14 protein-coding genes are annotated in these 11,696 nt (G+C 38.2%); 7 read left to right on the forward strand and 7 right to left on the reverse strand.

The window, feature by feature from the left end; genetic code table 11:
* Window positions 1-2 precede the first annotated feature (2 nt).
* The 3 genes from HUJ22_RS04210 (at window position 3) to HUJ22_RS04220 (ending at window position 2,011) form a co-directional block, all read left to right on the forward strand.
* Window positions 3-350, forward strand: coding sequence for a DUF952 domain-containing protein (locus HUJ22_RS04210; protein ID WP_290874335.1), 348 nt, complete (start codon window positions 3-5; stop codon window positions 348-350).
* A complete protein-coding gene (locus tag HUJ22_RS04215; protein ID WP_290874338.1) occupies window positions 347-1,249 on the forward strand; it encodes a diacylglycerol kinase family protein in 903 nt (300 codons plus the stop codon). Before HUJ22_RS04210 ends, HUJ22_RS04215 begins: the two co-directional genes overlap by 4 nt.
* A gap of 78 nt (window positions 1,250-1,327) precedes the next feature.
* Window positions 1,328-2,011 carry an energy transducer TonB gene (locus HUJ22_RS04220; protein ID WP_290874341.1) on the forward strand — a complete coding sequence of 228 codons (684 nt, stop codon included), beginning with the start codon at window positions 1,328-1,330 and terminating at the stop codon, window positions 2,009-2,011.
* 74 nt (window positions 2,012-2,085) lie between these two features.
* Here HUJ22_RS04220 and HUJ22_RS04225 read toward each other — a convergent pair whose 3' ends face one another.
* The 6 genes from HUJ22_RS04225 to der form a co-directional block, all read right to left on the reverse strand.
* Window positions 2,086-2,439: a response regulator gene (locus tag HUJ22_RS04225; protein ID WP_290876624.1), complete on the reverse strand. Its 354-nt coding sequence runs from the start codon at window positions 2,437-2,439 to the stop codon at window positions 2,086-2,088.
* A gap of 194 nt (window positions 2,440-2,633) precedes the next feature.
* Window positions 2,634-3,089, reverse strand: a complete 456-nt coding sequence (locus HUJ22_RS04230; protein WP_290874344.1) for a peroxiredoxin — start codon at window positions 3,087-3,089, stop codon at window positions 2,634-2,636.
* Between the two features lie 10 nt (window positions 3,090-3,099).
* Window positions 3,100-3,711 carry a hypothetical protein gene (locus tag HUJ22_RS04235; protein WP_290874347.1) on the reverse strand — a complete coding sequence of 204 codons (612 nt, stop codon included), beginning with the start codon at window positions 3,709-3,711 and terminating at the stop codon, window positions 3,100-3,102.
* Window positions 3,711-4,241: a hypothetical protein gene (locus HUJ22_RS04240; RefSeq protein ID WP_290874350.1), complete on the reverse strand. Its 531-nt coding sequence runs from the start codon at window positions 4,239-4,241 to the stop codon at window positions 3,711-3,713. Before HUJ22_RS04240 ends, HUJ22_RS04235 begins: the two co-directional genes overlap by 1 nt.
* A gap of 17 nt (window positions 4,242-4,258) precedes the next feature.
* Window positions 4,259-4,945: an NADH-quinone oxidoreductase subunit I gene (locus tag HUJ22_RS04245; RefSeq protein ID WP_290874353.1), complete on the reverse strand. Its 687-nt coding sequence runs from the start codon at window positions 4,943-4,945 to the stop codon at window positions 4,259-4,261.
* 89 nt (window positions 4,946-5,034) lie between these two features.
* A complete protein-coding gene (gene der / locus HUJ22_RS04250) occupies window positions 5,035-6,345 on the reverse strand; it encodes a ribosome biogenesis GTPase Der (RefSeq protein ID WP_290874356.1) in 1,311 nt (436 codons plus the stop codon).
* 67 nt (window positions 6,346-6,412) lie between these two features.
* Here der and HUJ22_RS04255 point away from each other — a divergent pair, with 67 nt between their 5' ends.
* A complete protein-coding gene (locus tag HUJ22_RS04255) occupies window positions 6,413-6,661 on the forward strand; it encodes a hypothetical protein (RefSeq protein WP_290874359.1) in 249 nt (82 codons plus the stop codon).
* A gap of 78 nt (window positions 6,662-6,739) precedes the next feature.
* On the opposite strand, the gene HUJ22_RS04260 is transcribed toward HUJ22_RS04255, so the two are convergent.
* The gene (locus tag HUJ22_RS04260) at window positions 6,740-8,758 is read right to left on the reverse strand and encodes an ATP-dependent helicase (RefSeq protein ID WP_290874362.1); all 2,019 of its coding nucleotides are present in this window, start codon (window positions 8,756-8,758) and stop codon (window positions 6,740-6,742) included.
* 76 nt (window positions 8,759-8,834) lie between these two features.
* Here HUJ22_RS04260 and HUJ22_RS04265 point away from each other — a divergent pair, with 76 nt between their 5' ends.
* The 3 genes from HUJ22_RS04265 to HUJ22_RS04275 all read left to right on the forward strand — a co-directional run bounded on the left by HUJ22_RS04265 (window position 8,835) and on the right by HUJ22_RS04275 (window position 11,511).
* On the forward strand, window positions 8,835-9,422 hold the full coding sequence (locus HUJ22_RS04265) for a 2'-5' RNA ligase family protein (RefSeq protein WP_290874364.1): 588 nt from the start codon (window positions 8,835-8,837) through the stop codon (window positions 9,420-9,422).
* An 82-nt stretch (window positions 9,423-9,504) separates the two neighbouring features.
* Entirely contained in the window at window positions 9,505-10,182 is a 678-nt protein-coding gene (locus HUJ22_RS04270; RefSeq protein WP_290874367.1) for a thymidine kinase, read from the forward strand.
* Window positions 10,183-11,511, forward strand: coding sequence for a nucleoside transporter C-terminal domain-containing protein (locus HUJ22_RS04275; protein WP_290874370.1), 1,329 nt, complete (start codon window positions 10,183-10,185; stop codon window positions 11,509-11,511).
* The last annotated feature ends 185 nt before the right edge of the window (window positions 11,512-11,696 follow it).

Consider the following 11,696-nt stretch of genomic DNA (forward strand, 5'->3'; position numbering starts at 1 on the left):
CATTGGAAATAGATTTATTATTTGCTGCCATTAAACAATCTGAATGGCCTAAAATATCAGAAGAAGCAAGCTTAAAACCCGCATACTTTAACCAAGACGGATGTGTACGATCCTTTGCCGGAAATAATGCCGAAAAAATTATTAATCATTATTTTAACGGAGAAGATAATTTATTGTTAATCGTACTGGATCCACTTCGAATTCAAACTCCAATTAAGCGTATATCTGAAGATGGTTTTGATTTTATCGCTATACAAGGAGAAGTCACAATGGATGCAATTATTGACAAAATTAAGTTAGAGCCAGACAAAAAGGGGAAATACTCAGTAAATGTTAAGCATTTCGATTGAGCGGTAAGCGAACATATTGCTTCCTGATAAACTGCTCTTCTAATTCGTCACGAGCAGAGCCTTTTTTTAAAAAGAAAGAGCCGGAATTGAGGATGAAATTACCAGGTTCTGATTTCATATATATTAACAAGGACGACTCAATTCCGGAGATTGCTGGGCAAAAAGCTGACGGCTATACTCATATCGTTGCTTGTGGAGGAGATGGAACCGTTAATAAAGTAGCAAACGGAATTATGGGCAGCCAGGCTGTTTTAGGGGTATTACCTTTAGGCAGTGGTAACGATTTTGCACAAAATATTGGTTTAACCCTTGATTTTGAAACAGATTTTGAAATTTTGCTTCAAAATCATATTGCTGACATTGATGTTGTCAAAAGTAGCTATGGATACTTTCTAAATACATTTGGGATTGGGATAGACGGGCTTACAAATTATTATGCTTCAGAAAGCAAATTCAAAAAAGGTTCACTGAGATATTTTTCAGGAGGCTTAAGGGCTCTATATTCGGCTAAATTATTTACAGCTACAGTAAATAATGCTTCTGATCTTAACGAACCGATAAAGCAAAAGGTTTGGATGGTAACTATAGCAAATGGTAAAACAGAGGGAGGGAAGTACACCATTTCACCTGAGTCAGTTAACAATGACGGCCAAATTGAACTGGTTCTTGTAAAAGATGTATCGCGATTGAGACTTGCTGCAGAATTCATCAAACTATCATTGGGACTTTCATTTAAAGATAATGTTGTTGAAATACTTTCCAGTTCAGATGGATTTAAAATAAACCTGGAAGGCGAGTTGGAAGCACATGCAGATGGAGAGAGGCAAGGGTTGGTATCAGGTTTTAATCAGTTTCAACTATTGAGGAAAGCATTGAAGGTTGTAGCAAACTACCCATAATATGGAGGAAAGCGCTTCATAAAATCTTCATGCATGTGAGGTATTCTTAAGTAACTTCTTAAACAGTCGGAGGTTACTATGAGAGTTCCGGTAAAAATCATTAATCGTAAAAACGATCTTAAAAAAGGATATCTAATTCGCCTTGAATTAGGTGTTATATTAACGCTGCTTATTTTTATTTCTGCATTCAAATTGAATATCCAGCCTTCTGAAAAAGGAGAGTCATTAGCTATTGAGCGTCAGGAAGAAATTTTTGTAGAAGAAATTGTACAAACGAAGCAAGAATTAAAAGCTCCGCCGCCACCTCGACCTATAATTCCGGTGGAAGTGCCTAATGATGAAATCATCGAAAATGAAATCATTGAATTAGATTCAGAATTGGATTTGGATGAATCTTTTATGGAGTTGCCACCACCTCCGCCACAAAGACAGGAAGAGGAAGATGCAGAGGAGGTTTTTGTAGTTGTTGAGCAAATGCCGGAATTAATTGGCGGCCTGGCTTCACTTAAGGAATATATTACCTACCCGGAAATGGCTCGGAGAGCTCAAATTGAAGGTCGTGTTATTGTTCAATTTATCATTGATAAAGAAGGGAATGTACGTGACCCGGAGGTAATCAGAGGAATTGGCGGAGGATGCGACGAAGTAGCTTTAAAGGCAATTAAGAAAGCTAAATTTATACCAGGGCGACAAAGAGGAATGCCCGTATTAGTAAAATACAGCATGCCAATTAACTTTACATTGAAAAATCAGAATAGTTAAAAACTGATACTTCTAAAATATCATTTAAGAAACCAAAAGGTTTTGAATTATATAAAGTTCAGGACCTTTTTTATTTAAGCCTTTAGAATAGTTTCTCTGAGTTCATCGAAACCAACGGGTTTTATCAGGTAATCAACAAAGTCTGTAGTCTTGGCACGTTCAAAGTTTAAAGGATCGGAATTGCCAGTGATATAGATGACTGGGGCAGTAAATCCTTTTTCTCTTAAATTCTGCATAGCGGTAATACCGTCAACATCATCTTCAAGCATGATGTCCATTAGCACTAAATCGGGCTGTAGCGCCTCGATTTGTTCAATAGCTTCAGAACCTTTCGTTATAACTTCCAGAATCTCATGGCCTAAACGGTCAATCATTTTAGAAAGAAGCAGTGATAAAACTTTATCGTCTTCAACAATTATAATCTTCATCAAAATCGAAATGTCTACTTTTGATTGTCGTCTTTGTTTATTTAAATACTTAGGGATAATAAGAAATTATTTGCCCATTCTAATTATAATGCTAGAATATTCCTATAATTTATATTATGTAAAGTTATATTAATTTAATCACATAACTCTTCCTGTTTCATTCTTCATTCATATAAAATGATTGACAAATATAATTAAGCTATGTCAGCTAAAGCTTGCTGTACTTTATTGAAATCAGGTAGTTTATCTGAATCTTCCAAGATCTCTTGATATGTTATCCTTCCCTTTTTATCAATAACAAATACGGAACGCTTTGAAACCCCCTTCATCCCATAGTAATTTTCATATAAAGCATCATACTCTTTGCTTACTTCTTTGTTGAAGTCGCTCAGAAGCTTAAAGTTCAAATTATTAGCTTCTTTAAAGGCTCTGAGGGTAAAAAAGCTGTCAATGCTTATTCCAAACACCTCCGTATTTAAAGAATCATAAATTTTAAGATTATCTCGTGTGGAACATAATTCTTTGGTACAGACACCGCTAAACGCCAGTGGAAAAAACAATAAAACTACATTCTTTTTCCCAATGTATTCTGAAAGTATCACGTCTTTATTATGGGTATCCTTTAAAGTAAAATCCGGAGCTATTTTCATTGACAAGAAATTATAAATTAGACTCTTTTTTTTGGCCTTTTACAAACCTAAATAAAGTGACCAAAATTCCGGTAGCTAAAAGTAGCTCTGAAACCCAGACCAAATCCCCATTACCAGCACGATTAAAGTAAAGCCAATAACTGATATAAGCGGCGGATATGAAACTCAATCCAATAATGTAGTATCTACGGCCTCTCTCGCGTGCTTGATTAAGGGTAAATACCAAAACCGTAACTACCAATGCCCCACCTTGATAAACAGCGTTAATGAGGTTTTTTATAACAATCGAATCTATAATTAGCGGGAAAAAGAAAAAGCTTACAAAAGGTAACGCCGTCAAATAAAGCGGGAAACGAGCAAAAACAGGTTTTGATTCACGGATTAATACCAACAATCCACTGATATAAATAGTTATTGATATAAGCTTAGCCCAATGGAATAAATTTATAGGAGTTTGAATTTGGAATAAATGAAACAGATAAGGAATAGTGATAAAAAAAGCCGCTAACCCAAAATACAACTCTAAAACAGTTCTTCTATTCCAAAAAATTCTTAATAGTAAAATACTCGCTGTTCCAAATGAAAACGAAATGACAAGATCAATCCACTTCTCCGGTTCCATTAGCTTTCAGGATTACGGCTTTCCAGTTCCCGCTTCATATGCTTTCCACTTTGATAAGTTAATACAAGGTCAGCTATTTCTTTAAGTGTACTTCGTTCTTTACGAACCATTTGCGAAACAAATTCATATAATGTAATTGTTTGCTTTCCTTTACGAATCTCTCTCTCCCAATCAATTAGCTGAATATTTTTAATCAAATTTAGAAGAGCAACCCTGTGTTTAGATATTTTATAGAGCAATTTTTGGATATCCTTGGAGAGCTCTTCATCAGAAGTAAACGTTTCCTCGGGATCGACATAAGCATTCAAATTAATTGGCCGTACACTTTTGAAGGCATCTTCAATTACTTTTCTGTAATAATTTTGCTGAGCATGATCCAGAAACATGAGTATCTCTGAAATTGAGCGTCCTCCGGGCGGTGTTTCATCATACGGAACCGAATCGATAACATATTTTAAGGCTTCCGCCTCATGTTCTAAATACGCTACATCATCAATTAAAGAATCAATCTGGCTTTGTTTTATATCCATTCTTGTGGTAAGTATATTTAAGACCAGCTTTTGGATGCCGGAGTTGAGTCATTTTTTTCTTGTTGTTCAATCATGTCAACTAAAGACATTCCTGTATTCCATTCCTGATCTCTATCTCTTACCGAATGAATGTTATTTTCTTCCTGGAAGTCCCAAAATGAACCAAATTGTTGATTCCTGTAATTTTTAAGGTAATCTAACCGGTCTTTTACATCCTCTTTTGAAACAAGCAGCCGTTCCTTGTCATAAATTGCATCTTCTCTGGACTCAAAGACAATATCATAATCTTTACTCATTACAATCGCTTCTTCCGGACAAACTTCCTCGCAATATCCACAATAGATACATCGCAACATGTTAATCTCGAAAAAGTCGGGGTATCTTTCTTTTTCATCATCTGTTTCTTTTGCCTGCATACTGATAGCTAATGGCGGGCAAGCTCGTGCGCATAAACCACAGGCCACACATCGTTCTTTACCATGGTCTTCAACCAATACAGGTCTTCCCCTAAAAATTGCAGGAGGATCCCACTTTTCTTCCGGATAATTCAGCGTAAAAGTAGGCTGAAACATCTGTTTAAAGGAATACCACATGCCTTTCAATATCTCAGGAAGATAAAGTTTTTCAAGAAAGTTAAGCTTGCGCTCCTTCCTGTAATTATTGCTTAAAGCGTTTACTGTCGGTTTTTCGAGATTCTTAGCCATTCAATTAGAATCGGTTTCTGGTAGAAATTAGCACTGAAAAATAAACCTTTGTAACCTTAGCATCAAAGTTATTTATTGGCTTTTCTTTTTTATTTTTGACGGAAAACCATCGTGATTGGAACGCCTATAAACCCAAAGCGCTGTCTTATTTTGTTTTCAATGTATTTACGATAGTTCGGCGGTAAATCGTGCGGGCTATTCATGAAGAATTTAAAAACCGGTGGATTGCTTTTAACTTGTGTTGCATAAGTAATTTTTAGCTGCCTCCCCCTTTTCATTGGTAAAGGCTTTTCTCCTAGCATTTGATCTATAAAATCATTGAAGTCTGATGTTGAAATCTCTTTTTTACGTTCGTCAATAACCACCTGGGCTAAATCGATTACTTTATGTACTCGCTGTTTGTTAAGTGCTGAAATTGTAATTATCGGCACATAAGAAAGCTGTGGAACGGATGTATATATATATTCCTCAAAATCACGGACAGTATTGGTGTCTTTTTCAGGAACTAAATCCCATTTATTAAGAACTATGATTAGGCCCTTATTAAATTTTTCTGCTTCTCGCAGCACGCGTTTATCCTGAGCATCAAATCCTTGCATAGCATCAACCAGTAAAATGGCTACGTCACATTCCCGTATAGCTTTTTCAGTACGAACTGTACTGTAGAATTCAATATTCTCCTTTACTTTGGTTCTTTTCCGTAATCCTGCAGTATCAACCAGTATATAATCCCTTCCATCATAATTTAGGTGACTGTTAAGGGAATCTCTCGTAGTTCCGGCAATGTTTGTTACAATAGCCCGCTCATCTTTTAACAAGGCATTAAAAAGACTGCTTTTTCCAACATTTGGCCGTCCTATAAAGGCTAATTTAGGAGTTTCGATTTCAGGTTCAGGCTCCGATTCACTAGGTAAATACTCCGTCACTTTATCCAATAAATCGCCGGTTCCCATACCACTTATAGATGAGATCGGATACAAGTCTTCAAATCCAAGCTCGTAAAATTCACTTGCGTTTAACCTTCGTTCCTCATTATCAGCTTTGTTCACAACTACAATCACAGGCTTATCCTGTTCACGTAAAAGTGAGGCAACCGACTTGTCTAAGGTATTAATGCCGGTTTCAACATCAACCACAAAAAGAATGACATCTGATTCTTCTAAAGCTATGTGCACTTGCTCCCTGATACCAACTGTCATTACATTCATGTCGTCAGGCAGGTACCCTCCGGTATCGATTACGCTAAAATCGCGCCCGTTCCAAAATGTTTCTCCATAGTGCCGATCACGGGTTACCCCATACTCATCATGAACAATGGCTTTTCTTTTACCAAGCAAGCGATTAAAAAAGGTGGATTTACCAACATTAGGCCGTCCTACAATTGAAACTACTGGAAGCATTTTAAGTGTTAGATTCTTAGATTAAAACAAGCCTTAAAGATACGCATAATTCAGCACTTAATTTACCATGCTTCAAAGCTTTTATGAGAATTTCGGTTTCTTCGGAGCCCTTGCCATTGCCATTTGTATGTTCCTGTTTTTTATTTTGTGGATAGCAGGAATTGCCGGCATAACTCTGCCCTATGACGGTGGTCGGAAAAAGGGTCACAATTGGCAAATTATTTTAGCCGTTCTTGTTCCTATTTATCCTGTTATCTGGCTTATCGTTGATATTTATTCACAACGTAAATATATGAACGATGAAAATGCCGACTAGGTCCATTAAAATAAAATGATGAATCGCTTTGGTTTGTGGTTTTTAGTCGTGTGTATTTGGTGACACAACTCCGTCACTTTACTCCGGAAGTTGCCTTTGTTCTCCTTCATCAAGTTGTTGTAGCTCTTCCTCGATGAGCTTCCACTCTTCTACCAATTCCACATTCATTTCTTTTATAAAGCGTGAAGGCTGAGTAAAGTAATCGCCGTACGCCGATTGCGCAAGTATAGGATAACTAAAATAAAGCATCTCCTCTGCCCTTGTGGCGGCTACATATAAAAGCCTGAGTTCTTCATCCAATTGCTCTTCATCTTCTATGGAATAAGCAGAGGGGATAATACCATCCAGGCACTGTATAATGAAGACATGTTTCCACTCTAATCCTTTTGCTGAATGAATGGTACTGAGGATCAACGGAGCTTCCTCTTTGGTTTTTTGTTCGGTATCTATCGCTGTTGCAGTGATTGGGTCGAGCGCCAACTCTTCCAGCATTTTAGGAAGGGATGTAAAGCTTTCGGATACATTACTAAAAGCTTCTAAGTCTTTAAGCCGCTTTGGGTAGTCATCATACCTATCCTTGCAAAAATCCCGATAGTAACCCACGATCAACTCGATAACTTTGGAGACCGAATGATCATTTTTCTTGATATCTATCAAGAGCTTACTGAGTTCTTTTAGCTGATCGATATAGGATTTACTCGTGGTATCAGATAGGTCTAACTGATACGGATTCTTAGCCAGACGGATCCATTCAAAAAGATCCTGAGCGGTCTTAGGGCCAATGCCATCCAATAGCATCAGCACTCTGTTCCAGGCAATGGTATCCATGGGATTGACGAGAACCCGAACATGCGCCAAAACATCTTTGATATGAGCCGCTTCTGTAAACTTTTGTCCTCCATATTTAACAAAAGGAATATTTTTGCGATTCAACTCTACTTCAAGGTCAAAGGAATCACGCCCATTACGAAATAGTACCGCCATTTCATTCAATTCTACCCCCTGCTCCCGAAGCTGTAAAACAGCCTGAGTGATAAATCGGCTTTGATCATGTTCGCTGGAAGACTGTACAAGAGCCGGTAATTCACCTTCCTCATTGTTGGAATACAGTTCCTTATCAAACTTAAAATTGGCTTGCTTAAGCAAATTGTTGGCTACATCAAGAATCTGAGGTGTGGATCGATAATTCTCTTCCAGTTTGATTAGATTCGTCCCTTTAAACCGCTCCGGAAAATCCATGATATTTTGGTGATCAGCCCCTCGGAAAGAATAGATGCTCTGAGCATCATCCCCAACAACCATGATATTTCCGTGTACACTTGAAAACAATTCAGTCAATTCTGCCTGAAGCTTATTCGTGTCCTGAAACTCATCTACCATAACATATTGATTCCCTGCGGCAACTTTGACCCGAATATCTTCATTTTCAGCCAATAAATCTCTTGTTTTGATCAGCAGATCATCAAAATCCATTACAAAATTCTTTTCCTTATAATCTTGGTACCCCTCTGCTACTTGTATGATTTTATCTTCCTGCTCCAGAAACTGCGGGTACTCCTCCTGTAAAACGATTCGAAGATCCAGGTGTTTATTCTTGGACGTGCTGATCATATTAAGCAGGGTATTTTTATTCGGAAAACGTTTCTTTTTTTTGTGAAGATTGAGTTGTGTCCGCACAAACTGAATAACCTCCAGGGCATCGGAAGTATCAACAATGGTAAAAGTGGATGGATAACCAATAGCATTTGAATAGCGATGCAGCAGCATACTACAGTAGAAATGAAAGGTACCCCCCTGAACCTGCTTGCAGCGCTCGTCCAAAATATTACTGGCACGGCTGAGCATTTCCTTGGCTGCCCTCCGTGTGAAAGTGAGCAATAAGACATTAGAAGGATTGACTCCGCTTTCAACCAACCGCGCTACCCGGTGCACTAATGTGCGGGTCTTTCCGGTCCCGGCTCCCGCCACTACCAAGGCCGGTCCTCGTTCATGAAAAACTGCTTTTAATTGCTCTTCATTAAGTAAATCGGCATAAGGTATCGAATAGTCGCCCGGTCGTTTTCGGGGTTCTTCTTTCTGCAGAATAAATTTTTTCATGCCTTAAAATAGCAAACTATGGATATATGTAAAAATTATGTGTTAATTGAAGTGGTTTTTAAATACTTTTCAAGATATGAAACAAATACTACAGCCATCCCTTTTTGAAGAAGACTTAGAAATACGGTATTTATTAATCGTAATAAATCCGCCAAAAGTTATATCGGAATATGTTTCCGGTCTAAAAGACGAAATAGTTCAAACGTATGGTTCTTTTGATTCAGCATTTTCAATTCCGCATATAACCGTATGCAACTTCCCCATCTTGGAGCAAAGAATCGAAAAAATTCTTCCTCAGATTACAGAACGCATTTCTATGGTAAATTCATTTACATTAACGGTATCCGGATTCTCCTCTTTTGTTAATGCAAGCAAGAAAACTTTTTTCATGAGAGTTATTGGTAATGATTTATATAATAATTTGAAATCTGAATTTAAAGCTATTAATAAGGAGATTATAAAAACCAAAAGATTTAGCATGACACATAAACCTCATATCACAGTCGCAAAAAGTTTAAATGCTGAGCTGTTCAGAAAAATCAATTCCCAATACGGTTCAGATAGGTATGAAATGGAATTTGAGGTAAATAGCTTAACTGTTCTAAAATATATATGGCAGGAAAAGAAGTATCATAAAATAGAAGAGATAAATCTTACGAATTAGTTTTTCCAATTGTCATCATACCCAAATATATTCCAACACAAAATTTTAAGGTTCAAAACCACTAAAGATACCTGTAAAATAAATGATGAACGAACCTTCTTTAACACCACGGGAATTTGGATGGATAGAAGTTGTCTGCGGCGGCATGTTCAGCGGTAAAACCGAAGAACTGATTCGCCGGGCAAAGCGAGCACATATTGCCGGGCAGCATGTAGTGGTGGTAAAGCCTGCACTCGATAAGCGATACAGTGAAACGGAAGTAGTTTCTCATAATGAAACCGCTCTCCCCAGTATTTTAGTGGATACAGCCGATCAGATTGTCCTTCTTACGGGTAACGCCAAAGTTGTATGTATAGATGAGGCTCAGTTTTTTGATGACCGGGTGATAGAAGTAGCTAATTCTCTTGCCAATGATGGAAAACGAGTCATTATTGCCGGGCTGGATATGGATTTTGAGGGTAACCCATTTGGGCCTATGCCCTACTTGCTTGCCATTGCAGAGTATGTAACAAAACTACATGCTGTATGTGCCGAAAGCGGAAGTATGGCGCATTATTCACAGCGCGTGGTAGAAAAAGAAGATCAGGTTTTGGTTGGTGAATATGATGCCTATGAACCCCGGGCCCGCCATTGTTTCCGCCCTCCTGTAGATCGCCGAAGAGGACGCCCCATCAAACCATTTTTTAACCCGGAGGCAGAAAAAGCTCCCGAAAACACGGCAGAAAAAACAAAAGAAGAATTCAACTCAGAAAAAATCTAAATGGATATTTTACGTGGTATAATTGGGATGGTAGCCATACTTGGGCTCGCCTTTATTTTTAGCAATAATAAAAGAAATGTGAACTGGAAGTTGGTAGGGATTGGGATTGGCATTCAATTCATTCTCGCCATTTTCATTTTGAAAGCAGATCTGTTGGCGGGTTATTGGGGGCCACTTGGATGGCCAATGTTATTGTTTCAGGAAATAGCCGGCTTTTTTGTTGTAGTTTTAAACTATACTACTGAGGGGGCTTCTTTTATTTTTGGAAGATTAGGACAAGGCCCGGAACATCCGGATAGTCTGGGAGTATTTTTTGCATTTCAGGTACTTCCGACAATAGTATTTTTTGCTTCACTTACGGCAATTCTTTATCACTATGGCATACTTCAGTTTGTTGTGAAGATGGTTTCAAAAGGGATGCAAAAGTTATTGGGGACTTCAGGCGCTGAAACACTATCGGTAGTCTCTAATATATTTGTTGGCCAAACAGAAGCTCCCCTGGTGATTGAGCCCTACATCGAAAAACTAACCAAGTCTGAGCTTATGGTCGTGATGACCGGGGGGATGGCAACTATAGCCGGTGGAGTTTTAGCAGCTTATGTAGCCATGCTCGGAACACCTTTTGCGGAAGCCAATGGACTCGAGATAGCGGTTGCGCAACAATTATTTGCCGAACGCTTACTTGGAGCTAGTTTGATGGCTGCTCCTGCTGCTTTGGTAATCGCAAAAATATTGTATCCGGAAGATGGAGAGCCTGTGACTAAAGGTGAGGTATCGATGAAAGTTGAAAAAACAGATGCCAATGGGATTGATGCAGCGGCTACCGGTGCCGGCGTTGGCCTCAAACTGGCCTTAAATGTAGGTGCTATGTTATTAGCCTTCATTGCACTATTGGCGATGTTTAATGGCATTTTAGGTTGGGGCAGTGATTTTACAGGAATAACAGCATTATTAGGCGAAAGCCTTACCATCGAAATGATTTTGGGATGGGTATTTGCTCCTCTTGCCTGGATTATAGGAGTTCCCTGGTCTGATGCAGTTAATATGGGATCATTATTAGGTACTAAAATTGTATTGAATGAGTTTGTAGCCTACCTGAAGTTAGCAGAAGAGGTCAGTGCTGCTAATATTTCACCAAAAACAATTGCTATGGCCACTTTTGCTTTGTGTGGATTTGCCAATTTTTCATCTATTGCAATTCAAATTGGTGGCATTGGCGGCCTGGCTCCAAGCAGAAAATCTGATTTAGCCAAATTTGGAGTCAAAGCTGTTTTTGCAGGAACATTAGCTAACTTGATGACTGCTACTTTCGCAGGAATGCTTTTTTAATTCCTCGATTATTATACTGAATAGAACCAACTCAATTTCAAAAAAATTTGATTATAATAATGGATAGAAGGTATTTTGGTTGCATCTACCTTTCCTTCAGAAGGTTGAGTATTTATTTAAAATTAACTATTTGTAGCTTCTTGTGATTTTACTATCCATAAAACCGCATATCAGGAAGGACTCAG

It is taken from the genome of Gracilimonas sp. (genome assembly GCF_014762685.1).
Classification (GTDB): domain Bacteria; phylum Bacteroidota; class Rhodothermia; order Balneolales; family Balneolaceae; genus Gracilimonas.